General features: G+C 32.9%; 24 protein-coding genes. 8 read left to right on the top strand and 16 right to left on the bottom strand.

Going from position 1 to position 24490, the window contains the following annotated elements; genetic code table 11:
• Nucleotides 1–161: 161 nt before the first annotated feature.
• The 3 genes from FDM27_RS12055 to FDM27_RS12045 all read right to left on the bottom strand — a co-directional run bounded on the left by FDM27_RS12055 (nt 162) and on the right by FDM27_RS12045 (nt 4278).
• Nucleotides 162–1175 carry a porin gene (locus FDM27_RS12055; protein WP_140486781.1) on the bottom strand — a complete coding sequence of 338 codons (1014 nt, stop codon included), beginning with the start codon at nt 1173–1175 and terminating at the stop codon, nt 162–164.
• Between the two features lie 479 nt (nt 1176–1654).
• Complete coding sequence (locus FDM27_RS12050) at nt 1655–3856, bottom strand: B12-binding domain-containing radical SAM protein (protein WP_140486779.1); 2202 nt, start codon at nt 3854–3856, stop codon at nt 1655–1657.
• Nucleotides 3857–4023: 167 nt separating this feature from the next.
• The gene (locus FDM27_RS12045) at nt 4024–4278 is read right to left on the bottom strand and encodes a helix-turn-helix domain-containing protein (RefSeq protein ID WP_140486777.1); all 255 of its coding nucleotides are present in this window, start codon (nt 4276–4278) and stop codon (nt 4024–4026) included.
• A 106-nt stretch (nt 4279–4384) separates the two neighbouring features.
• Between FDM27_RS12045 and FDM27_RS12040 the strand changes: the two genes are divergently transcribed.
• Nucleotides 4385–6421: a class I SAM-dependent DNA methyltransferase gene (locus FDM27_RS12040; protein ID WP_140486775.1), complete on the top strand. Its 2037-nt coding sequence runs from the start codon at nt 4385–4387 to the stop codon at nt 6419–6421.
• A 128-nt stretch (nt 6422–6549) separates the two neighbouring features.
• Nucleotides 6550–7578 (top strand): restriction endonuclease, encoded by a 1029-nt coding sequence (locus tag FDM27_RS12035; RefSeq protein ID WP_140486773.1) that lies wholly within the window; start codon nt 6550–6552, stop codon nt 7576–7578.
• 125 nt (nt 7579–7703) lie between these two features.
• On the opposite strand, the gene FDM27_RS12030 is transcribed toward FDM27_RS12035, so the two are convergent.
• Nucleotides 7704–9011 (bottom strand): MFS transporter, encoded by a 1308-nt coding sequence (locus tag FDM27_RS12030; RefSeq protein ID WP_255510524.1) that lies wholly within the window; start codon nt 9009–9011, stop codon nt 7704–7706.
• A gap of 78 nt (nt 9012–9089) precedes the next feature.
• Between FDM27_RS12030 and bshC the strand changes: the two genes are divergently transcribed.
• Together bshC and FDM27_RS12020 are read left to right on the top strand one after the other, a co-directional pair.
• The gene (bshC, locus tag FDM27_RS12025; RefSeq protein WP_140486771.1) at nt 9090–10679 is read left to right on the top strand and encodes a bacillithiol biosynthesis cysteine-adding enzyme BshC; all 1590 of its coding nucleotides are present in this window, start codon (nt 9090–9092) and stop codon (nt 10677–10679) included.
• Between the two features lie 97 nt (nt 10680–10776).
• Nucleotides 10777–11196 (top strand): nucleoside-diphosphate kinase, encoded by a 420-nt coding sequence (locus FDM27_RS12020; RefSeq protein WP_140486769.1) that lies wholly within the window; start codon nt 10777–10779, stop codon nt 11194–11196.
• Between the two features lie 147 nt (nt 11197–11343).
• Here the strand turns inward: FDM27_RS12020 and FDM27_RS12015 are convergent, their stop codons facing one another.
• Nucleotides 11344–11640, bottom strand: coding sequence for a DUF721 domain-containing protein (locus FDM27_RS12015; protein ID WP_140486767.1), 297 nt, complete (start codon nt 11638–11640; stop codon nt 11344–11346).
• Nucleotides 11621–12061, bottom strand: coding sequence for a hypothetical protein (locus FDM27_RS12010; protein ID WP_140486765.1), 441 nt, complete (start codon nt 12059–12061; stop codon nt 11621–11623). Before FDM27_RS12010 ends, FDM27_RS12015 begins: the two co-directional genes overlap by 20 nt.
• Before the next feature lie 177 nt (nt 12062–12238).
• On the opposite strand from FDM27_RS12010, the gene FDM27_RS12005 reads away from it, so the two are divergent.
• Nucleotides 12239–13309 carry a serine hydrolase domain-containing protein gene (locus tag FDM27_RS12005; protein WP_140486763.1) on the top strand — a complete coding sequence of 357 codons (1071 nt, stop codon included), beginning with the start codon at nt 12239–12241 and terminating at the stop codon, nt 13307–13309.
• A 178-nt stretch (nt 13310–13487) separates the two neighbouring features.
• Here FDM27_RS12005 and ftsY read toward each other — a convergent pair whose 3' ends face one another.
• The 9 genes from ftsY to FDM27_RS11960 all read right to left on the bottom strand — a co-directional run bounded on the left by ftsY (nt 13488) and on the right by FDM27_RS11960 (nt 19940).
• Complete coding sequence (gene ftsY / locus FDM27_RS12000; RefSeq protein ID WP_071183452.1) at nt 13488–14468, bottom strand: signal recognition particle-docking protein FtsY; 981 nt, start codon at nt 14466–14468, stop codon at nt 13488–13490.
• Between the two features lie 127 nt (nt 14469–14595).
• Nucleotides 14596–14748 (bottom strand): DUF4295 domain-containing protein, encoded by a 153-nt coding sequence (locus tag FDM27_RS11995; protein WP_081824680.1) that lies wholly within the window; start codon nt 14746–14748, stop codon nt 14596–14598.
• Between the two features lie 72 nt (nt 14749–14820).
• Nucleotides 14821–15003 (bottom strand): 50S ribosomal protein L33, encoded by a 183-nt coding sequence (rpmG, locus tag FDM27_RS11990; protein WP_035660223.1) that lies wholly within the window; start codon nt 15001–15003, stop codon nt 14821–14823.
• A gap of 30 nt (nt 15004–15033) precedes the next feature.
• The gene (gene rpmB / locus FDM27_RS11985) at nt 15034–15270 is read right to left on the bottom strand and encodes a 50S ribosomal protein L28 (protein WP_007805815.1); all 237 of its coding nucleotides are present in this window, start codon (nt 15268–15270) and stop codon (nt 15034–15036) included.
• Between the two features lie 75 nt (nt 15271–15345).
• Nucleotides 15346–16599, bottom strand: a complete 1254-nt coding sequence (locus FDM27_RS11980; RefSeq protein WP_140486761.1) for a competence/damage-inducible protein A — start codon at nt 16597–16599, stop codon at nt 15346–15348.
• Nucleotides 16600–16702: 103 nt separating this feature from the next.
• Nucleotides 16703–17047 carry an Hpt domain-containing protein gene (locus FDM27_RS11975; protein ID WP_128194055.1) on the bottom strand — a complete coding sequence of 115 codons (345 nt, stop codon included), beginning with the start codon at nt 17045–17047 and terminating at the stop codon, nt 16703–16705.
• Nucleotides 17047–17658: a fumarylacetoacetate hydrolase family protein gene (locus tag FDM27_RS11970; protein ID WP_140486758.1), complete on the bottom strand. Its 612-nt coding sequence runs from the start codon at nt 17656–17658 to the stop codon at nt 17047–17049. The genes FDM27_RS11975 and FDM27_RS11970 overlap by 1 nt, the downstream gene beginning before the upstream one ends.
• An 84-nt stretch (nt 17659–17742) precedes the next feature.
• Nucleotides 17743–18513 carry a 3'-5' exonuclease gene (locus FDM27_RS11965; protein ID WP_071183455.1) on the bottom strand — a complete coding sequence of 257 codons (771 nt, stop codon included), beginning with the start codon at nt 18511–18513 and terminating at the stop codon, nt 17743–17745.
• A gap of 116 nt (nt 18514–18629) precedes the next feature.
• The gene (locus tag FDM27_RS11960; protein ID WP_140486755.1) at nt 18630–19940 is read right to left on the bottom strand and encodes a dihydrolipoamide acetyltransferase family protein; all 1311 of its coding nucleotides are present in this window, start codon (nt 19938–19940) and stop codon (nt 18630–18632) included.
• Nucleotides 19941–20339: 399 nt separating this feature from the next.
• On the opposite strand from FDM27_RS11960, the gene FDM27_RS11955 reads away from it, so the two are divergent.
• The gene (locus FDM27_RS11955; protein ID WP_140486753.1) at nt 20340–21335 is read left to right on the top strand and encodes a T9SS C-terminal target domain-containing protein; all 996 of its coding nucleotides are present in this window, start codon (nt 20340–20342) and stop codon (nt 21333–21335) included.
• 46 nt (nt 21336–21381) lie between these two features.
• Nucleotides 21382–23244 (top strand): ABC-F family ATP-binding cassette domain-containing protein, encoded by a 1863-nt coding sequence (locus FDM27_RS11950; RefSeq protein ID WP_140486751.1) that lies wholly within the window; start codon nt 21382–21384, stop codon nt 23242–23244.
• Between the two features lie 70 nt (nt 23245–23314).
• Here FDM27_RS11950 and FDM27_RS11945 read toward each other — a convergent pair whose 3' ends face one another.
• Nucleotides 23315–23539: a CDGSH iron-sulfur domain-containing protein gene (locus tag FDM27_RS11945; protein ID WP_140486749.1), complete on the bottom strand. Its 225-nt coding sequence runs from the start codon at nt 23537–23539 to the stop codon at nt 23315–23317.
• 250 nt (nt 23540–23789) lie between these two features.
• Between FDM27_RS11945 and FDM27_RS11940 the strand changes: the two genes are divergently transcribed.
• On the top strand, nt 23790–24416 hold the full coding sequence (locus FDM27_RS11940; RefSeq protein ID WP_071183461.1) for a carbonic anhydrase: 627 nt from the start codon (nt 23790–23792) through the stop codon (nt 24414–24416).
• Nucleotides 24417–24490 lie beyond the last annotated feature (74 nt).

Here is a 24490-nt window from a genome sequence, read left to right as displayed (position 1 = left end):
TTAATTAAACTAATCTTTCCTTTGGCAGATTAACACAGCAAAACCAAACAACTTTTAGCTACACAATAAATCGACAATAAAAAACTGCCAAGATTCATTAAATGAACCTTGGCAGCAAAAAAAAAAATTATCATTTATTGTATTTCGAATTTTGACAATTCTTAGAAGCCATAAACTAAAGCGATAGAAGCTTGAGAAAATGATTTAGTTGGAGCAAAATCAGAGTCAACAAACAAATCATCTTTACCAGAATCCAATCTGAATTCAGGAATAACTGTTAACCCACCTGCTTTTAAATTAGCTGATAATGTGAAAGCTGTTACAGAAGTATCTCCTGAATTTTCTTTGAATTTAAAATATTCACCACGTAATCCTAATCCAAAGTTATCCGTTACTGCTATCGATGGATATAAAGCTATACCTGTATAACCAACATCGCTTCCATTAGAAAAATCAGCAGAGTTTAAACCTAATTTGAATTTTTCAGACAATTGGAAAGTAGCTGTTAAGTCCACAATAGTACCACTTTCAGAACCATCCATAAAGTTCAGATAAGCACTTACACCTTCTGTTGGTGCAAAAGACAATTGAGCTCCAATAGCATTTAACCCTTTCATTGGGTCAGATGAATAAAAATTCCAAGAACTATTAAAACCTCCTACCATTAAGCCAACTTTATCTGAGATTGCATAATTCGCTTTAATCCCCGCATTTTGGAATGGTCCATTAGTAAACAGATAAGAAGTTGAATAATGGAAATTTGCCACTGGAGAAATCACCTCATATCCTATAAAAGTTCCCATGTAACCCGCTGTAAAACTTAACTTATCTGTAGCAGCATAAGTAACATATAAGTTTTGAATATTGAATGATTGTCCACTTACATCCGGAATTGATTGATTTTGTCCTCTTGGTCCAAAAGAAACTTCACCCACGAAAGAAGTTTTACCCGTTGTTTTTTTCAAAGCAATGTCAATCATCCCCAAAGACACTGAATTCTGATCTGTTCCAAAACTTGTAATTGGTCCACCTCCTGCACCGTTAGAATTAGAGAATTTAGAAAAATCATATTTGTAGTAAACATCAGCAGAACCTGAAATTTCTAATGGGGTGTCTTGTGCAAATGTCATGCTTCCTGTCAGCGCTAAAGCTAAAATAAAAATTACTTTTTTCATGTTTTAATTTGTTTTGGTTATTTAAATTATTTTTACTCAAAAAGGAATATTAACATATTATTCTCAATATTTAACAAGTTTTATTCCTTTTTGTTGAAGCAAATTTATCAACTTTTATTTTTACAAAAATAAAATAATATAACTTTTTGCCGTTTTTAGCGTCGAATTATCAAAAATCGGGATTCAATTAAAAAAAAATACATTTTCCTTATTTTTCGATAGCAAAAAAATGATTATTCTCATGATAAAAAACACAAACACCCTCAAAAAACAGACTAAAAAACAAAAACAAGCTAAAAAAACACCAAAAACTCAATATAAAACCAAGTAAAAACAAAACTACCCCCTAAAAAAATAGGGGGTTAATCAATACAAACATAAAAATACTGCTTGATAATTCCGCAACAAAAACATTAAAAAACAACAAAACCTCCCAAAAGGAGGTTTTTCATTATAAAAAGATGTTAGCAACTCATCTATCATAAAATTAAAAGCCCAAATTCCCGTAGTGAATTTATAGGCTTAGAATACCAAAACAATTCAAAATCTTCTAAATTTAACTCAAAATCGGCTTTTAACTCTTGAAAGGAATATATTTTAGTGTTAAAAACTGTAATCTTTTCCAATATTGTTACTAACCATTCCCCTTCCCCTCTATTGGTTTGAATTGTAAAACTTTCTTTTTTATCATGAAAAGTCAAACTCATCATTTCCCAGGAATTCCCTTTCTTAGTCTTCATAAAATGCTCAACTGATGGTTTCCCCCCGATCCAAACTACTTTTGCATTTGGTTTTATATTAAAATCAACATCAGACTCTAAAGCATTAAAAATAAAATCGGGATGAATTTTTGTTTTCGGAATTTTAAAATCAAACCATTCCTGCAATTCATAGTCAAAACAGATTCCGTGCATATAATTAAACAATGATTTCTTTAAACCGAAACTGAATTTATCATGGTCAATCCCTGTTAAATCCTTATAATTAATATCATTATTGGCAAAAGTCCCAATAGTTTCGGTTTCTTTTACCACGCCAAATTTCTCCGGATACATACCTACCGGACTATGCGCTGTCATGGCAAATTGATGCCAAAATCCTGATTGCAAAATTCCCGCTTCAAATAATTGACGCACCATTTCGAGACTATCTACTGTTTCCTGAACGGTTTGCGTAGGATAACCATACATCAAATAAGCATGAACCATAATTCCGGCTTCGGTAAAATTACGGGTTACACGTGCCACCTGTTCCACCGTTACACCTTTGTCAATCAATTTTAACAAACGATCCGAGGCCACTTCAAGTCCGCCCGAAACAGCAATACAACCCGAAGCCTTCAATAATAAGGCTAAATCCTGAGTAAAACTTTTTTCGAATCGAATGTTCGTCCACCAAGTGACTGACAATTTTCTTCGAAGAATTTCAAGAGCCAAAGCACGCATCAAAGCTGGTGGTGCCGCTTCATCTACAAAATGAAATCCATTTTCACCCGTTTGAGTAATCATCTCTTCCATTCTATCACAAAGCAAACTGGCAGCTACGGGTTCGTACACCTTAATATAATCTAACGAAATATCACAAAAAGTACATTTCCCCCAATAACATCCATGCGCCATAGTAAGTTTATTCCAGCGCCCATCGCTCCACATACGGTGCATGGGATTCACAATTTCGATTACCGAAATGTATTTATCTAATAATAAATCGGAATAATCCGGAGTACCTACCTGCGACTGTTTGTAATCTGATTTCGTAGAATTATTTTTATAAACAACTTCTCCATTCTCTAATAAAAAAGTCCTTTTATATTGCTTCTCTACTCCACTCGAAGTGACAGTATTTATAATTTCTTCAATTGGAACTTCACCATCATCCAAAGTAATAAAATCAAAAAACTCAAAAACGCGGGCATCCGAAAGCGAACGTAATTCGGTATTTGGGAAACCGCCTCCCATCGAGATCTTGATTTCGGGATGATGTTCTTTCACCCATTGTGCACATCGAAAAGCCGAATATAAATTCCCGGGAAACGGAACTGAAATCAAAAAAAATGTTGGTTTAACAGTTTCAATACGTTCTTTCAGAATCGAAAAAAGAATGTTATCTATATAGGTAGGTTCTTGCTGTATGGCTTGGTACAACTCATCAAATGAATTCGCACTTCGCCCCAAACGTTCAGCATAACGGCTGAAACCAAAATTAGCATCCACACATTCGACAATAAAATCGGAGATATCTTCGAGATATAATGTCGCCAAATGCTTTGCCTTATCCTGAGTCCCCATCGTTCCGAAAGCCCAATCCAATTCTTCCAACTGAGCAAAACGAGAGGCTTCAGGCAAATAACTGTCCTGACAAATTTGCAAAGCCAAAGTTGGATTTTTTCCTTGCAAAAAAGCAATAACCGAATCAATCGTTTTAATGTATTCGTCTTGTAAAGCTATAATTCTTTTGGAATTATCTGAAACATCTCCAACCTTAAACTTGAAACCTCCAACTTTAAACAAATCCTGAAGTCCTTCTTTTGAAAAAATCTTCAAAATCACCTCAATCCCCAAATCTGCCTGTACTGATTCTATATTTTTAGTATTCAAAAAGCCCTTTATATAAGCCGTTGCCGGATACGGCGTATTCAGTTGGGTAAAAGGCGGTGTAATGAGGAAGAGTTTGGTTTTCAAAGAAAATAATTTTATACAAAAGTAAAACTAAATCTTGGTTTTGAGAATTTTGAAGTAACTAACTAATAAATGATTTATTGATTTAAAAAAACACTCCAATAGCAAGGAGTTTAAATCATTCATATTTGCAGATTTTTGTAAAGAATAACAGGAGTTTTAAGAAAGCTCTATTTTTCAAAATCGATTTTTAAACCTTTTATTAATTCTGATGGTTCAACTTCAAGAGCCGATGCTATTTTCAACATTGTGGAAATCTTCATTTCTTGGATTCCCTTAATGTATTTTCTCAAATTTTCCACATCTAGTCCTGCATCATATGCCACGTTTTTAGATACAAGATTTTTCTCTTTAATAATATCTTTTATCCTATTACCCAGTTCAATAACAGCTTGTGGAATTTCTGTTTTTCTTATCCTTTTCATAAGATAAATTTATGATGCCAAGATTGCTTTTAACAGATTGCATTCAATCGATTGTTTACAACCGTTTTTATTTTTACATTTGAAGAAATTCGGTATAATAAAAAAAATGACACAATCAGTAGAACCCAATATTGCAGATTTAGCTAATGGATGGCTAAAAAAATATAAGTTACCATATAAACTAGAGCAAGAATCAGTAAATACTGAAATTGACAAAGCACTTTCTGATTATTATTCTAAAAATGGTGGTGTAGGTGGAAATCGTGTAGATGCAAAAATTCTGTTGCAAGACAAAAAATTAAACTACTATCCTATCCTTATTGAGTACAAGGGTTACAAAAATAGTTTGGTAAAACTGGATGCAAACCATCAAGTAGAAAACAAAACCGCTAAGAACGAACCAAATTTTAAAAACATCAATTCATTTGCAGTAAACGGAGCGGTGCATTATGCGAATGCAATTTTACATCATACAAGTTATACCGACATTATAGCAATCGGAATGACAGGTTATAAGGACGAAACTGGAAATATCAAACATCAAATTGGAGTGTACTTTGTTTCAAAAACCAATTTTGGTATTGGTCAGAAAGTAGGTGAATTTTCAGATTTTTCTTTTTTAGCATCTGCTAATTTTGATGTTTTTATCGAAAAAGTAAAAACATTAAAATTATCACAAGAAGAAATTGATAAATTAAAAGAAAAACGAGAAAAAGAAATTGATACCAGCTTACGAAAACTTAATCACGACATTTATGACAACGAAAAAGGATTAGGAGAAAATGACCGAGTATATCTTGTTGCTGCTTCAATTATTGCAACACTAGGTATTCCAGGTAAAGTGGCACCCCTCGAAAAAACCGATTTTAAATCTTCTGTTGAAATTGGCAATACAGATGGCGATATTATAGTACGGAAAATAAAAGCATTTTTAGATGCAAAAGAAATTCCCGAAGAAAAGAAAAATCTAATACTTCGCACTTTACAAAATACGCTTACTACAGAAAACATAAATAAAATTCAAAATGGTGAAAGCCAACTAAAAAGAGTATTTACAAAAATAGTAGACGATTTAGGCATATACTACAAAATAGGTTTAACAACTGATTTTACAGGAAAGCTATTTAACGAAATGTATGGCTGGTTAGGTTTTTCGCAAGACAAACTAAACGATGTCGTACTTACACCATCTTATGTTTCCAATCTTTTAGTAAAACTGGCTCGTGTTAATAAAGATTCCTATGTTTGGGATTTTGCCACAGGTTCAGCTGGTTTACTGGTTTCAGCAATGAACGAAATGCTAAACGATGCCAAAAACACCATAACATCGCCAGAAGAATTAACTCAAAAAGAAATAAAAATCAAAGCCGAGCAATTACTTGGTTTAGAGTTGCTTTCTAGCGTTTATATGTTAGCAATTCTTAATATGATTTTAATGGGTGACGGAAGTTCAAACATTTTAAATAAAGATTCATTGCTAGATTTCGACGGAAATTACGGTTTTGGTAAAACAAACAGTAAATTTCCTGCTGATGCTTTTATACTTAATCCACCATATTCATCAGACGGAAATGGAATGAATTTCGTCGAAAAAGCATTAAATATGATGAATAAAGGATACGCTGCTATTATTATTCAAAACTCCGCAGGTTCAGGTAGAGCCAAAGAGTATACCAAACGAATTTTAGAAAAACACACACTTTTAGCAAGTATCAAGATGCCAGTAGATATTTTTATAGGCAAAGCAAGCGTACAAACCAACATATATGTTTTCAAAGTAAATGAAAAACACCATAAAGACGAAATGGTAAAATTTATAGATTTTTCAAATGACGGCTACACAAGAACCAACCGCAAAAAAACCAGTAATAACCTTAAAGATACCAACCAAGCAAAACAACGCTATGAAGAATTAGTAAACTTGGTTCGTTTTGGCAAAAGCAAACTTAATATTTTTACCAATAAAGAATACCACGAAGCCACCATAGACCCAAAAAACGGAGCAGATTGGAACCAATTAGCACCACAAGATGAAAAACCAACACTACAAGATTTCAAAAAAACCGTTTCCGATTACTTAGCGTGGGAAGTTTCAACAATTTTAAAACAACAAAATATTGAAAATAGAGACTTGGGAAAGTAGATTCCCTACTTAACGAAAAACTACAAAAAGTTGAGTGGGGCGAATTCAAAATTGAAGATGTTTTAAATTGGCAACAACAAAAAGAAATTGACCCTTTAAAATTAGATGAATTAAAAGATGAAACAGAATTGAGTTATCCGTTTTATGGTCAAGCCACAACTAACAACGGAATAATTTCATACAATCAGCTCACAAACAATGTTTTAAATAACATAAACGGAAAGCCAACTATATTAATACATTCAAACAATCAAAATATTGTTTATGTAGAATCACCTTTTTATTTAAAAGATGGGCACGGTGCAACAAGTGTTTTGCAATGCGAAAAATTAAATAAAACAAATCAAATGTTTATAATTGCCTCAATTGACAATGTAATAAAAAGCAAATATTCCTATAATAATAAAGCAACTAAAATTGAATTAAAAAACACAATTATAAAGCTACCAACCAAAAACAAAGAAATAGATTTTGACTTTATGGACAGTTTTATAACACAACTTGAAAAAGAACATTTAAAAATACTAGATACTTATTTATTAGCTTCACAATTAAAAGATTATACTTTAACAGAAAAGGAATTACAAGCATTAAATGATTTTGAAAAAGGAAAAATTGAATGGTTTGAGTACAAACTAGGCGACTTGTTTACAATAAATCCCACAAAATATTATCGTTTGAAAAATCATCAAATAATATCTGAATATGGTAAAACACCACTAATTTCAAACTCATCTACTGATAATGGAGTTATGGGATTTTCAAAATTAGAGCCAATTAACAATGGTAATACTATTACTTGTTCTGATACAACACTAGGAGCAGACACAATGTTTTATCAAAAAAATGCTTTCATTGGTTATTCTCATATTCAACATTTAACTCCGAAATTTACAAATTTTAATGACCAAATTGCAAGTGCTATAATTACTGCTTGCAGGGTTGCAACATCAAATCAATATGATTATGGTACAAAATTTAACAGAGTTGCAATGAATAAAACTAAAATACAACTTCCTTCTCAAAATAACCAACCTAACTTTACATTAATGGAAACATTAATCTCCGCAATTCAAAAATCAGTAATAAAAGATGTCGTTTTATATACGGATAGAAAAATAGCGGATTCACAAATTGTAGTAAATCAAAAAGTTTAGAAAATTACAAGAAGAACAAACATAGCAAATAGCGTTGAAGTACATTGATAATAACACAATATTTTAAAAACAAAAGGTCTTCTGAAATTTTACAGAAGACCTTTTGGTTATGAATTAAAACCATTTTAAAACTTATGTTCCTCTTTACTAATCACCAATAATGAAATCAATGAAATACAAGCTGCAATAGTGAGATACAAACCTACATAAGTCAAACTATAAGTAGATGCTAACCAAATAGCGACCATAGGGGCAAAAGCTGCTCCAAGGATTCCTGCCATATTAAAAGTTAATGATGCTCCTGAATAACGAACGGTTGTAGGAAACAATTCAGACAAGAAAGTTCCCAGTGGTCCATAAGTGAATCCCATCAAAGACATTCCCATACAAACAAAAGCAGTCACTAAAACCGTACTTCCTGAATTAAGAAAATAAGAGAAGAAAAATCCAAAAATAGCAATCGCAATTGTGGTGTAAATCAACATTTTCCTTCTTCCGATTTTATCTGCTACCAAAGCAGAAATTGGAATAAAAAGAGCAAAAAACAACACCGAAAACAACTGAATTAACAAAGCATCTCTTTTAGTAAATCCCAAATCGGAAGTTGCCCAACTCAACGTAAATACGGTCATTAAATAAAATACTAAGAATGTTGTAATTGCAGCAAATGTTCCAAAAATCAACTGATTCTTATACGATTTTATCAAAGTTAAAAAAGGAACTTTTACCTCTTTTTGTTCTTCTTTCGAATTCTCAAATGCCGGAGTTTCGGTAATTTTTAATCGAATATAAAAACCTACGATTACTAAAAGTGAACTGGCAATAAATGGAATTCTCCAACCATAATCCATAAAATCAGCACTACTCATGTTATCGGTTAGCAATAAAAACGTACCTCCCGAAAGTAGCAAACCTATCGGTGCTCCTAATTGTGGAAACATTCCGTACCAAGCACGTTTGTTAGGTGGTGCATTTTCGATTGCCAATAAAACAGCTCCGCCCCATTCGCCTCCTAATCCAACACCTTGTCCAAATCGGCACAACATCAATAACAAAGGAGCAGCGATACCAATACTGGCATAACTTGGTAAAAAACCAATACTCACTGTCGAAATCCCCATAGTTAACAAAGCAACAACCAAAGTAACTTTTCGTCCTACCTTATCTCCATAATGCCCAAAAACAGCTGAACCTAAAGGTCTGGATAAAAAAGCAATAGAAAAAGTCGCCAAAGATTCTAAAGTAGAAGTAGTACTATCGGTTCCCGGGAAAAACAATTGCGGAAAAACCAAAACAGCTGCGTTGGCAAAAATATAGAAGTCAAAAAACTCTATGGTTGTTCCAATCAAACTACCAAAAAGTACGTGTTTTAAAGAATTTATTTTAGTTGACTGTTCGTTCATCATCAAGAAATTAGGTTTAAAATCTTGCAAAAGTCCTCCTTATTTTTGAATGCCACAAATATTTAGTTCCAATATTTTTTGGTAATTTTACTCAAAACAAATTCAAACATGCCCAACGACTGTATCAGCTATCAAAAATCAGGATATTTCTCTCCTTTGATGAATGATTATTTAGACCAAAATCCAAAGTTACAATCCTTATATAATCGGTTTCCAACATTTGAAAACTTCGAAGCACAAATAGTCGAAAAACAGAATAATTTTAATAATAGCCATAGAGCGAGCTTAGTTTCTGTTCTGCAAAAACAATATGCCGGAATTGAAATTTCGCATCTAACCCAGCAAAATATAGAATCTTTAAAAGTCAACAACACTTTTACAGTAACTACCGGACATCAATTAAATTTGTTTTCCGGTCCTTTGTATTTTCTATACAAAATTATCTCTGTAATCAATTTAACAACCGAATTAAAAGTAAAATACCCTGCTTATAATTTTGTACCCGTTTATTGGATGGCAACCGAAGACCACGATTTTGAAGAAATCAATTACTTTAATTTTAAAGGACGAAAATTTCGTTGGAACGCAGCTAGTTCAGGACCTGTAGGACGATTATCTACCAAAGGTTTAGATGATTTTTTCGAAATTTTCGAACAGGAATTAGGACACAGCACCAATGCCGAAACCTTAAAAAAATTATTCGAAGGAGCTTATTTAAATCATTCTAATTTGGCTGACGCAACCCGTTATTTAGCTAATGCTTTGTTTGGTACACATGGATTAGTTATCATAGATGCCGATGATGCTGATTTGAAAAAGAATTTCGCACCTTATATTAAAGAGGAATTATTGAATCAAACCGCTCACAAGAAAGTACTGGAAACTATCGAAAATTTAAAGGAATATTCGGTTCAGGTAAATCCAAGAGAAATCAATTTGTTCTACATCGAAGATAATTTGCGAGAACGAATTATTTTCGAAAATGGAAATTTCAAAGTAAACAATACTAAAATTGAGTTTTCTGAAATTGAAATTCTAAAACTTTTGGAAAGCAATCCTGAAAAATTCAGCCCTAATGTAATTATGCGTCCTTTGTATCAGGAAGTAATCCTGCCTAATCTTTGCTACATTGGCGGAGGCGGAGAAATCGCTTATTGGCTTGAATTAAAATCTTTTTTTGATGCGGTAAAAGTGAGCTTTCCAATACTTTTAGTTCGTAATTCGGTTCTTTTGGCCAGTGAAAAACAAATTAAAAAAGCAAATAAATTAAATCTTAGTTGGAACGACTTATTCACCAAACAAGCTGATTTAGTAAACAACAAAGCCCAGATATTATCAGAAATAGATATCGATTTGTCACACCTAAAAGAACAGTTAAAAACACAATTCGATATCCTGAACGAGATTACAACAAAAACAGATCCTTCTTTTGCCGGAGCAGTAAAAGCACAGGAGGTAAAACAACTGAAAGGTCTTGAAAAACTGGAAAAACGTTTGCTTAAAGCCGAAAAAATAAAGCTAAAAGATACCTTGACACGCATCATCGATTTGCAAAACGAATTATTTCCAAATCAAAGCTTACAGGAACGACAAGCCAATTTTTCTGAATTCTATATAGAAAGTGGCGAACATTTGATTAGCAAACTATTCGAACAGCTTAAGCCTCTGGAACAACATTTTAACATCATTGTATTTTAAAATTTAACAAAAAAAGCAGTATTTATGACGCATTTATTGCAAAATCAAAGTGCTTTACATTTTAAAAAAACTACTTTTATAAAAAAAGAAATTTACAATGATAACCAACAGAACCTTTACCATGATTAAACCCGATGCTGTCGCTAACGGACACATTGGAAACATACTTGCAATGATTACAAATGCAGGATTTAGAATTGTATCTCTAAAATTAACCCAACTTACAGTAACTGATGCACAAGCTTTTTATGCTGTTCACGCAGCAAGACCTTTCTATGGAGAACTGGTAGAATTCATGTCTAGCGGCCCAATTGTTGCTGCTATATTAGAAAAAGAAAATGCTGTTGTAGATTTCAGAACACTTATTGGTGCTACAAATCCGGCAGATGCAGCCGAAGGAACTATTCGCAAATTATATGCTACTTCAATGGGAGAAAATGCAGTTCACGGTTCTGATAGTGATGAAAATGCTGCTATCGAAAGTGCTTTTCATTTTGCTACTAGAGAAGAATTTTAGTGTTTAGAACGCAAATTTCAGTTTGCAAAAAGCAGATTAAAAAATCTATAAAATAATAAATCCAGTCTCGTTCTAAAAAACGAGACTGGATTTATTATTTTATCCAACATCTTAAATCAAAAATCGTTAATCAACAATCTAAAATCATTATCTCAAAACTACCTCTTTCACCACATCACGACGCAATTCTTCATTAATCATCGCAACAATTTTGGATTTTCCGTGGCTTAATTCTTCCCGCAATACTGATGATGTTAACTCCACATACAAAGTACTGCCTTTTAAAACCACATTACGGGTGTAACTGTTTACGCCGTTTCCCATCAAATTTTGCCAGGCCTCTTTTACGTTAATTCCGTCCATTCCTGACTGTAGTTTATTGGTCTGAATAATTTGCTTCAAAACATCACCTATCGTACTTTCGTTATTTAGTCTTTTCGCCATCTTCCAGTAAATTTATTGGTCCTGCTTTTTTATATTGATATTCTTTATTTTGATTATTCTTAATCAGCATTTCATCATCTGAAATACTCACTAATTCTTCGCTCCATTTAGCATAAGCTGTTGTATAATCTAAATAAACATGATTTTCGGTAAATCGTACATTCACTTTTTCATAATCGTCATTAAATAAAAAAGTACCGTCAAATTGCGGTCTTACTTTTCTTCGAATCCCTTGATTTCCATCTATTTTAAAAAAATCAAAATTCTCATTCATCTTGTATTCCTTATCCTCTCCTTCCTTAAAACTCACCTTCTCAATTTCCCAATATCCATTCAATTTACCAATATCTTCAGGAGTAATTTTTTGTTGGCATGACACAAAAAGCAAGCATACAAAAAGAATTTTCAGAGCATTTTTCATCTTAAATTATTTAATTATAACCTTTACAAAACGAAGCGAAAGTAATATAAAAACTGATTTTATTTCGACAACAAAGTTAGCTTTATTAAAGTTAACTTTGATAAAAAAATCAAAACCAACTTAAACTATTTTCTATATTTTTAGTCTTAAAGTAGTTAGAACCAATACCCTAAAATCATGTCTAAAATCATACTTAGCATCCTAGGTCTTTTCTTGCTTGTAAATTGCAGTCCTGAAAATTCTTCTTCAAATACTACAGAAAACCTCTACTTCCCTCCACTGGCAGGAACTAATTGGGAAACCAAATCTATTGCTAATTTAGGATGGAAACAGGAAGCAGTCCAGCCCTTATTAGATTATTTAGAGCTTAAACATTCTAAATCTTTTATGATCTTAGTCAACGGACGCATTGTCATGGAAAATTATTTCAATGGACATTCAGCAACCACTAATTGGTATTGGGCTAGTGCCGGAAAAACCCTGACTTCAACAGTTACAGGTATTGCCGAACAGGAGGGTTTCATCAATATTAACAACAAAGTTTCTGATTATATTGGCACTGGATGGACATCTGAAACTTTAGCAAAAGAAAACCTGATTACTTGCAAAAACTTACTCAGTATGACTTCAGGAATTGAAGATATTGCCAATGGCGATGATGTTTCTCCGTCGAGCCTAACCTACAAAGCTGATGCAGGAACACGCTGGGCGTATCATAATGTATATGTAAAATTGCAAGATGTTATTGCTCAGGCTACAGGACAAACCTGGGCGAATTATTTTAATACAAAATTGAGAGATAAAATTGGAATGAATGGAAGTTGGTTAACTCTAGACAACAATATTGTTTATTTCAGTACCACCAGAAGTATGGCTCGCTTTGGTTTACTGATGTTAAACAAAGGTAAATGGAAAAATAACACTATTTTAAATGAAGCTTTTTTCAATGCAGCTACCACAACTTCCCAAAACATTAATCTTGGATACGGTTATTTATGGTGGTTGAACGGAAAAAGTTCTTACCATTTACCACAAACTCAATTGCAATTTCCAGGAAGTATCATTCCAAATGGACCAAACGACATGTTTATGGCTTTAGGAAAAAACGATCAGAAAATCTATGTCATTCCAAGTAAAAAAATGGTAGTTGTACGAATGGGAGAAGCAGCAAACACAGACAATCCTTCATTTGCTTTATCTGGATTTGACAATGAATTATGGCAAAAAATTAATGCCTTGTATCAGTAAGAATTAAGATTTATTTTGAATTCTATTTTTAAAACCCAAAATACATAATACAACACCTATTACTAATAGAATATAATACAGCGTCAATAATTGATCTCTAACCATATTAGCTATCACAAAACAAACCACACTTATCATATACAGATAAATCGGAGCTATATTCTTAATCATATCTTTGTTATTTAAAGAAAGAATCTACAAATTCATATTTATTAAAGACTTGTAAATCTTCAATACCTTCACCAACACCAATGTATTTTACAGGAATTTGGAATTGATCCGAAATACCAATAACAACACCACCTTTAGCAGTACCGTCTAATTTAGTCACAGCTAATGAAGTTACTTCGGTTGCTGCTGTAAATTGTTTGGCTTGTTCAAAAGCATTTTGACCAGTTGAACCATCAAGAACCAATAATACATCATGAGGTGCATCGGCAACTACTTTTTGCATTACGCGTTTTACTTTAGATAATTCATTCATCAAATTAACTTTGTTATGCAAACGTCCTGCAGTGTCAATAATTACAATATCAGCATCTTGAGCCACTGCTGATTGTAGCGTATCAAAAGCCACAGAAGCCGGATCAGAACCCATATTCTGTCTTACTATTGGCACATCAACTCTATCAGCCCAAATTTGCAATTGGTCGATAGCAGCAGCTCTAAAAGTATCGGCTGCCCCAAGAACTACTTTGTAACCTTGTTTTTTAAATTGGTAAGCCAATTTTCCAATAGTAGTTGTTTTTCCAACTCCGTTAACACCAACAACCATTAAAACATAAGGTTTTACATTAACAGGAATCACAAATTCAGTTGCTTCACCAGTATTAGTTTCTGATAGCAAAGCTGCAATTTCTTCTTGTAGAATTTGATTCAGTTCTGAAGTTCCTAAATATTTGTCTTCAGAAACGCGTTTTTCTATACGGGTTATTATTTTTAAAGTAGTATCAACACCTACATCAGAAGAAACCAGAATTTCTTCCAGGTTATCCAAAACATCATCATCAACCTTAGACTTCCCTACTATTGCTTTACTTAATTTAGAAAAGAAAGTAGTTTTTGTTTTTTCCAAACCTTTATCTAAGGTTTGCTTCGCCTGTTCGCTTATGCTCGGGTCCTTTTTCTCTGTAGAAAATATTCTTTTAAAAAAACTCATCGTATATACAGTATTAATAACAAGAGTATTAGCAAATAAATACCAATACCACTTTCAAAGAGTAAATATAGAAAATAAAAAAGCTACTTCCTGAAGAAAGTAGCTTTTCTATATATGCTTTTATGAATTATTTCTTTTTCAAGAATTCATCAACTAATTCAGGTGCAACGATAGTTTCTACGAAAGTATATGCGCCGGTTTTTGGAGATTTAACCATTTTAATGGCTTTTGATAATCTCTTTGAAGAAGTTTGTAACGATGCTACGGTTTTCTTTGCCATGATTCAAATGTTATTTTAATTTTAATAAACCCCTTATGAAATCAATTGAGATTCTATCAAAATTTCTAATTATTACTTAATTTCTTTGTGAACAGTTACTTTTTTCAAAACAGGGTTGAATTTTTTAATTTCCAATCTGTCTGGAGTATTCTTTTTGTTCTTAGTTGTAATGTATCTTGAAGTACCTGCAACACCTGAAGCTTTATGCTCAGTACATTCTAAAATTACCTGGATTCTATTACCTTTCTTTGCCATCTTGCTATATATTTATTTAGGAAAAAAGAATTATTTAATAAATCCTTCTGACTGTGCTTTTTTCAAAACAGCAGAAATTCCATTTTTATTAATTGTTTTTATCGTAGATGCTGCTACTCTAAGAGTAATCCATCTATCTTCTTCTGGAAGATAAAAACGCTTTTTAACTAAGTTCACAGAAAACTTTCTCTTAGTTTTGTTCATAGCGTGAGAAACGTTATTTCCTACCATCGCTCTTTTACCTGTAAGGTCACAAACTCTTGACATTATACTTATATTTTATATTCGTTATTCAAAATCAGGGTGCAAAGAAAAGAAAAATAAACGGTTCCAACAAAAAAATTACAAGACATTTTTAAAAATTTCTTTCTTTAGTATTTCTAAGCTTTTAATCAACGCTCTATCTATCACTTTTTCACGTGGTTGACCAAAATTAAACTCTTCCACAATTACCTCATTTGGAGTAGCCAAAGCGATAAAAACACTTCCTAATTCGGCTTGTTCATCTCCTTTTGTCGGTCCGGCATTTCCAGTTGTAGCAAGTGCATAATCGGTATTCATCAGCTTCTTAACATTTACAGCCATTGCCGTAGCCACCTCAGCACTTACAACCGAGTGTTTTTCTATAAAATCAGCAGAAATCCCCAATACATTTATCTTAGTTTCAGTTGCATAAGAAACCACACTTCCTTTAAAATAACTGGAAGCACCCGCTACCGATGACAAACTCGCGGCTATCTGACCTCCCGTACAACTCTCTGCTGTTGCAATGGTTTTTTGCTGTTTTTTCAGCATTTTACCCACTAAAACCTCAATTGTTTCATCTTCTTCAAAACCAACAATAATATCATTGATGATTTCACTCAAAGAATCCACATAAGAATCAATTGTTTTCTCCAATGCTTCTTTATCTTTTCCTCTAGCTGAAAGACGCAAACGCACTCTTCCCGGAGCAGGCAAATAAGCCAACTTGATAAATTCAGGCAAGCTGTTTTCCCAATCTTCAATTCGTTCCGCCACCATACTTTCGCCTTGTCCATACGTAAGAATGGTTTTATGAATAATATAAGGACGATTGTATTCTTTAACCACTTTGGGGATTATTTCATTTTCTACCAGATATTTCATTTCGAATGGCACTCCCGGTAACGAAACAAAAACCGTATTTTCTTTTTTCATCCACATTCCCGGAGCTGTCCCCACCTGATTATGAAGCACTGTGCAACGGGATGGAACTAACGCCTGATCTTTATTGATTTGTGTAATGGTTCGTTTATAAAAACCTTCAATTAATTGTGTCACATGCTTTAAAACCGCCTGATCCACAATTAATTCATCTTCAAAATAATCGCAAAATGTTTTTTTAGTCACATCATCTTTAGTAGGCCCTAAACCTCCTGTAATAATTACCAAATCGACTTTGTTTTGCAATTTTTCAAAAGTATCCAGAATATGTTGTTTATCATCACTAATAGAAATCATCTCATGAATTTCTACCCCTATTTTATCCAGGGATTTTGCAATAAACCCCGAATTGGTATCTATAATTTGACCTATTAAAATTTCATCTCCTATAGTAACAATGGTTGCTTTCATTATATCATTTTGAAAATTTGAGTTCCTTATAAAATAAAATCAACACCCAAAAAATTGAATGTTGATTCCTATGTGTTTTTTTTGAATAAAAATTAAGATTTAATTACAAATCGAAGTCTTTCTTAATCTCCTTAATTGCCTCTTTAACCTGAGTTTTTATACTATCAAAAGTATGCTCAATATCTTTTCTTTTCCCTTCTTCTTTAGTCCAGGCTTCAACTTGAAGAATTTCCTCAAAAGCTACCGTCATACCCAACAAATCTAATGTTGGCTTGATTTTATGTGCATAAGCATAGGCATGCTTGTGATCTTTCTTTTTTATTCCTTCCTTAATTTGCGCCAAATCTTCCGGCACATCATTTACAAACAAGGTTAGAATTTCGTTTACAAACTCTTGATCATTATCTGAGATTGCATATACTTTTGCTAAGTTGTAGTTTAAAGCCATTATTTTATTTGTATTCTAAATAGTTTTTGTCCTTCTAAATATCCTTCCAAAACGTCGTTGGGATCTACCTTTGCAACCCCTTTAGGCGTTCCCGTAAAAATAATATCTCCTATTTTTAATGTAAAATATTGTGAAACATAAGCAATTAACTCATCTATTTTCCACAACATCATATTAACATTACCTTCCTGAACAGTTTGATTATTATTTTTCAATTCAAAAGTAAGATTTTCTAACGAACTAAATTGCTCTTTAGGTAAAAAATCACCAATCACAGCCGAACCATCAAAAGCTTTTGCTTTTTCCCAAGGCAAACCTTTTGCCTTTAAGGTGTTTTGCAAATCCCGGGCAGTAAAATCAATCCCCACACTTATTTCATCATAATATTTATGAGCAAATTTAGCGTCGATATACTTCCCTACCTTATTAATCTTAACAATAACCTCAACTTCATGCTGCACATCTTCTGAAAATTCAGGAATCACAAAAGGATGTTGTTTTAGCAATATAGCCGAATCCGGCTTGATAAAAATCACCGGTTCAGTTGGACGCTCATTTTGTAATTCTTCAATATGACTGGCATAATTGCGACCAATACAAATTATCTTCATTCTTGCAAGTTTATTGTTTTTAGTTTATGGTTCCCTGTTGAGTTACTAAAAAGAACTACAAACTATAAACCACAAACTACAAACTTATTTCGTATTTAACTTTCTTAATTTTATTGCTGTCAATACCTTTTTAGTGTACAAAGGAAAATCAGCATTTTGAACCCAACTAAAATAGCCCGGTTCTTTCTCTAAAACGACATCTACTTTTACTCCTTTATGTTTCCCAAAAGTAAAAATCTCATCTCCATCTTTATCAAAAGAAATCATCCCCGCAAAATCGGCTATTTTTTTTCTGGTTGTGAATTCAGACAAGGATTTCATATCGTTTTCCAAATCAGGATAACGGTCTAACTGTGCTTTCAATATTTCGTAAGTAGCTATTGTATCCGCTTCTGCCGAATGGGCATTTTCTAAACTTTTACCACAATAAAACTTTAAAGCAGCACTTAAAGTACGCTCTTCCATTTTATGAAAAATAGTTTGAACATCAACAGAAACTCTGTTTTTCATATCAAAATCTACTCCCGCACGAAGTAATTCTTCTGCCAAAAGCGGAATATCAAATCGATCGGAATTAAATCCAGCCAAATCACTGTCTTTAATCATATTATAAACCTGAGAAGCCAGTTCAGAAAATGTAGGTTCATTAGCTACTTTTTCATCAGTAATTCCATGTACGGCGGTAGTTTGCGGTGGAATCGGAATCGTAGGATTCACCAGCCAGGTTTTGCTTTCTTTATTTCCGTTTGGAAAAACTTTAAATATTGAGATTTCCACAATTCTGTCTTTTCCAATATCAATTCCTGTAGTTTCAAGATCAAAAAAGCAGATAGGTCTATTGAGTTTTAATTCCATTTTTATAATATATAGCTACAAATATAAAGTTTTGAGTTTGATTTAAACAAGAGTTCAAAAAAGAAAACCCGTCTTGTTTTTAAAACGAGACGGGTTTGCTGATATAAATTTCAAAACTAAATAGTTCTTGTAATATCAAAATTCTCTAAATATTCGGCAACTCGTTTCACAAACATTCCACCTAAAGCGCCATCAATAATACGATGATCATAACCATGAGTTAAAAACATTTTCTGACGAATTCCAATAAAATCACCTTCCGGAGTTTCAATTACCGCCGGTACTTTTCGAATAGCACCCAAAGCTAAAATCCCCACTTCCGGCTGATTGAGAATTGGCGTTCCAAAAATACTTCCAAAAGAACCAACATTGGTTACGGTATAAGTCCCTCCTTTAGTCTCGTCCGGTTTTAGTTTTCCTAATTTTGCTCGATTTCCTAAATCGTTTACAGCTTTTGCCATACCTACCAAATTCAGTTGATCTGCATTTTTAATTACAGGAACAATCAAATTACCGTTTGGCAAAGCAGCTGCCATACCTAAATTAATATTTTTCTTTTTAATAATATAATCACCATCAACTGAAATATTCATTCCTGGATAATCTTTCAATGCCTTAGCAACAGCTTCCATAAAAATTGGAGTAAAAGTCAGCTTTTCACCTTCTCTTTTCTCAAATTCATTTTTATGCTTTTCACGCCATTTTACAATATTGGTCATATCCACTTCTATAAAAGAATAAACATGAGCAGATGTTTGTTGGGAAGAAATCATATAACCCGCAATCAACTTGCGCATTCTGTCCATTTCGATAATTTCGTCTCCACCGCTCACAGAAACCGGTGCAACTGATTTTGAAGAAACTGCCTCAACAACCTCAACAACTTCTTTTGCAGCTTCAACCTGAGGCGCATTCGTTCTGTTTTTCAGATATTCTAAAATATCATTCTTAGTCACTCTGCCTTCACTTCCTGTTCCCGGAATTTTTTCTAATTCTTCCATTCCAATACCTTCGGCAGCAGCAATATTTTTTACTAACGGAGAAAAGAATTTCTCAGAACCGGAATTAGTTATTGTTACAGGAGTAGCAACTGTTTCTTTTGCTATTTCTATCGTTTTTGTTACTTCTTCAATTATTTCCGGAGCTATTGTTTCTTCAATTTCAACTTCCACTACCGCTTCTTCTCCTTCTGTCTCAATGATCGCAATAGTTTGTCCTACCTCAACCAAATCATCTTTTGAAAACAATTGCTCTACTAAAACACCCGAAACTTCGCTAGGTACTTCACTATCTACTTTATCGGTAGCAACTTCCAGCACTGCCTCATCGGCTTCAATTTTATCGCCTACTTGTTTCAACCAGTTTGTAATGGTTGCTTCTGCGACACTTTCTCCCATTCTCGGAAGCTTTAATTCGAATCTTGCCATATTGTTAACCTAAAAGGTAGTTTTTTAATTTCTGCTTGCGAAATTACTAAATTCTTAAAACATAAATTATATTAAATGTAGCTTTCCTATATTAATTATAACAAGCAACTCATTTTCAAAATAATAATCTACTTATTAATAAAAATCAAATCCTAAACACATCGTTTTTTACCAATTCGACAAAAAAATAAGTTCTCTAACAGAGTCTTTTTTACAATAAATTAACTTTACTTAACATAACCGCCTTCGCAAAAGTGTTATTTTTAATTTTTTCACTTCTAAAAACAGTCATTTTTTAAAAACATGAAAGCCTCAATTGAGATGATTAAATAGTCAATCCACAAAAATCGCTACTTTTGATGTATTATAAAGAACCAATTCCTAAATTATTGCATCACATTGAAAAAAGTATTCTTATTACTATTTCTGTTTTCAATTAACCAAATTCAATCACAAATTTCAGGTTGTACCGATCCTCTTTCTAAAAACTACAACCCGCTGGCCACCATTAATGACGGAAGTTGCCTGTATCCAAAAACCAAAATCAAACCTGAATTCACTCTGAAATTAAGTGATACTTTAATAGAAACCTCTGGCTTGATTACTTTCGACAATTTATTATGGACACAGAATGATGATACTGACACCTACATTTACGGAATAGACACCAACGGGAAAATTCAAAAGAAAATCAAACTCGAAAAAGTAACCAATACCGATTGGGAGGAGATTTCACAGGACAACAGTTATATTTATGTGGGTGATTTTGGCAACAATTATCAAGGCAATCGAACTGATTTACATATTTTAAGAATTGAGAAAAAATCTTTCTTACTGAATGCTCCCATAATTGATACAATTTCATTTTATTATTCAGATCAAACTAATTTTTCTCAAGCAAAACCTAATAAAACCAACTTTGATTGTGAAGCTTTTATAGTTTCTAAAGACAGTATTTATTTGTTTAGCAAGCAATGGAAGGAAAAGAAAACCAATATTTATGTATTGCCTAAAACTCCTGGAAAACATATTGCTCAATACAAAGAAACTCTCAACGTGAGAGGATTGGTTACTGGCGCAACCTACTTAGAAGATAAAAAACTAATTACACTTTGCGGTTATTCTAAAAAAGGAAAACCCTTTTTGTATCTTTTATATGATTTTAAGGATTCGGATTTTTTATCCGGAAACAAACGAAAAATACTTTTAAAAATCCCCTTTCATCAAATAGAAGGCATCGCTACATTTGATGGTATTCATTATTATCTGACTAACGAGCATTTACAGCTAAAACCAATCCTAAACGTTCCTCAAAAACTGCACGAAATCAATTTAAGTCCATTTTTGAATTCGTTTCTTCAAAATCAAAAGCCGCAGCCTAAAGCAATAAACTAGTAGCAAATCAATGAAATAGTTTACTTTTGCCAAAAAAATTACAACTGTGAATTATTTATCTGTCGAAAATATATCCAAATCTTTTGGAGAAAGAACTCTTTTTGAAAACATTTCTTTTGGAATCAACAAAGACCAAAAAATTGCCTTTATAGCCAAAAACGGCTCTGGAAAAACCACAATCATGAGCATTATCAATGGTTTAGACGAACCTGATACGGGACAAGTGGTTTTAAGAAAAGGAATCAGAATGGCATTTCTATCGCAGGATAATAATTTACAAGACGAGTTAACTATTGAAGAAAGCATTTTTGCCTCAGATAATGAAACCTTAAAAGTAATTGAACAATACGAAAAAGCATTGGAAAATCCGGAAGACGAAGAAGCTTATCAAAAAGCTTTTGACGCTATGGACCAGCACAATGCCTGGGATTTTGAAACCCAATACAAACAAATTTTGTTTAAATTAAAACTGGAAGATTTTAAACTTAAGGTAAAAAATCTTTCCGGAGGACAAAAAAAGCGTCTGTCATTAGCAATTATCTTAATCAATCGCCCTGATTTACTGATTCTAGACGAACCTACCAATCACTTAGATTTAGAAATGATTGAATGGTTAGAATCGTATTTCGCCAAAGAAAATATCACTTTGTTTATGGTTACGCACGACCGTTTTTTCTTAGAACGTGTTTGTAATGAAATTTTAGAATTAGACAACGGTAAATTATACCAGTACAAAGGAAATTACTCTTATTATTTAGAAAAAAAAGAAGAGCGCATTGCTTCTGAAAACGCCAGTATTGATAAAGCCCAAAACTTATTTGTAAAAGAATTAGAATGGATGCGTCGTCAACCAAAAGCGAGAACAACCAAGTCTAAATCGCGTCAGGATGATTTTTACATCATCAAAGAAAAAGCACAAAGTCGCCGTAAGGAAAACAAAGTAGAACTTGAAATCAACATGGAACGCATGGGAAGTAAGATTATCGAGCTTCACAAAATTTCGAAAAAATTTAAAGACCGTGTTATTTTAGACAACTTCAGTTTCGATTTTCAACGTGGCGAACGCATTGGGATTATTGGTAAAAATGGAACCGGAAAATCGACTTTTCTGAATTTATTAACGGGAACTTTACCGCTGGATTCAGGAAGAGTAGTTAAAGGCGATACCATCAAAATAGGATATTACACTCAAAGTGGTATCAATCCTAAAGCCGGACAACGTGTTATTGACATTATCAAAGAATACGGAGAATTTATTCCGTTAGCAAAAGGACGAATCATTTCGGCTTCCCAATTGTTAGAGCGTTTCCTTTTTGACGCTAAAAAACAATATGATTTTGTAGATAAATTAAGTGGTGGCGAATTGAAACGTTTGTATTTATGTACCGTTTTGATTCAGAATCCGAACTTCTTGATTCTCGATGAACCGACGAACGATTTGGATATCGTGACTTTGAATGTATTGGAGAGTTTCCTTTTAGATTACCCTGGTTGTTTATTAGTAGTTTCGCACGACCGTTATTTTATGGATAAAATTGTGGATCACTTATTTATCTTTAGAGGTCAGGGTGTGGTCGAAAATTTCCCCGGTAACTATTCTGATTTCAGAGCTTATGAAGACAGTGCTGATGTAGCCCAAAAAGAAGAAAACAAGGCAGAAAAGAAAGATTGGAAACAAAAAAATCCAACTAATAATCTGTCTTTTAACGAGCAAAAAGAATATCAAAAAATCGAACACGAAATCAAAGATTTAGAAATCGAAAAAACTAAAATCGAACAATTATTCTCAGAAGGGAAAATTGCTGATGCAGACATCGAGAAAAAAGCAAAAGAACTGGAAAACATCATCAATAAGATAGAAACCAAAGAAGAACGATGGTTTGAGCTTTCTGCTAAAATTGAAGGATAAAATTCTTTTCTAGTCTTAAAAACAAAAAAGCTGCATTATGAAATACAGCTTTTTTGTATAATGTAAAATTTTATTTTTTCATTGGTGGCAAATCAAATGCCTTAGGTTCATGTGTAAAATTATTACGGTGCGAACCATCACAAAAAGGTTTGTTAGAAGATAATCCACAACGGCAAAGTCCTAAAGCTGTTCTTCCTTCTAATCCGTAAACGTTTCCATCACAGTCCATAATTTCGAAATCACCTTCAATTTTTATTGAACCATTATTATTGATTATTAATTTTGTCTTACTCATATAGCTTTTTTTTTGAGTTCAAAGATTGCAAAATATATCCTGAAAGCTCAAACTATAATCCTGTTTTTAGAATATAAAAAGCTAATTTATATTGAATATATTTTAATTCAATTATAATTGTTGCTACCTACTACTAAAGACCCAGCTTTTCATACAGCAATATAAAAAGATGGGACTTTTTTGTGAGATTACAAGAGTCTTCTTTTTTTACATTACAATTACACCTTATATTTGAAAAAAAATACAAAACATGGACATCAAACAAATTTTTGAAAACAACAAAAAGTGGATTGCGAAACAACTGCAAGCAGATGAAACTTATTTTGACAAATTAGGTGCCGGACAAGCTCCTGAAATTCTTTATATTGGTTGTTCAGATAGTCGTGTAACCGCCGAAGAAGTAATGGGTTTACAACCGGGTGAGGTTTTTGTTCACCGAAACATTGCTAATATGGTTCCTAATACCGACTTGAACTCAATGTCGGTTATCAATTATGCGGTAAGCCATTTAAAAGTAAATCACATTGTAATTTGTGGCCATTATGGTTGTGGTGGTGTATTGGCAGCAATGCAACAATCTGATTTAGGAATTCTAAACCCTTGGTTGAGAAACATTAGAGATGTGTATCGTATCCACCAACAAGAATTAGACGCTATTACTAACGAATCCGAGAAATACAAAAGATTAGTTGAATTAAATGTACAGGAGCAATGTATTAATGTGATTAAAACAGCCGAAGTTCAAAAAGCAAATAGCGAAAGAAACCTAAAAGTGTATGGTTGGATTTTTGACATTCATTCCGGAAAATTAATCGACTTAGAAATTAATTTTGACGAAATTTTGAAAGATATTACTAAAATTTACAAAATAGCATAAGCACAAACACATTATTAGAAATCAAAAATCCCGCATCGTTTCAAAATAGCGATACGGGATTTTGTCTTTTACAA

Origin of the sequence: Flavobacterium sp. GSA192 (assembly GCF_006386525.1) — a bacterium.
Taxonomy (GTDB): domain Bacteria; phylum Bacteroidota; class Bacteroidia; order Flavobacteriales; family Flavobacteriaceae; genus Flavobacterium; species Flavobacterium commune.
Note: the sequence above shows the minus strand (reverse complement) of the source record. Positions and strands in the feature narration are given on the sequence as shown.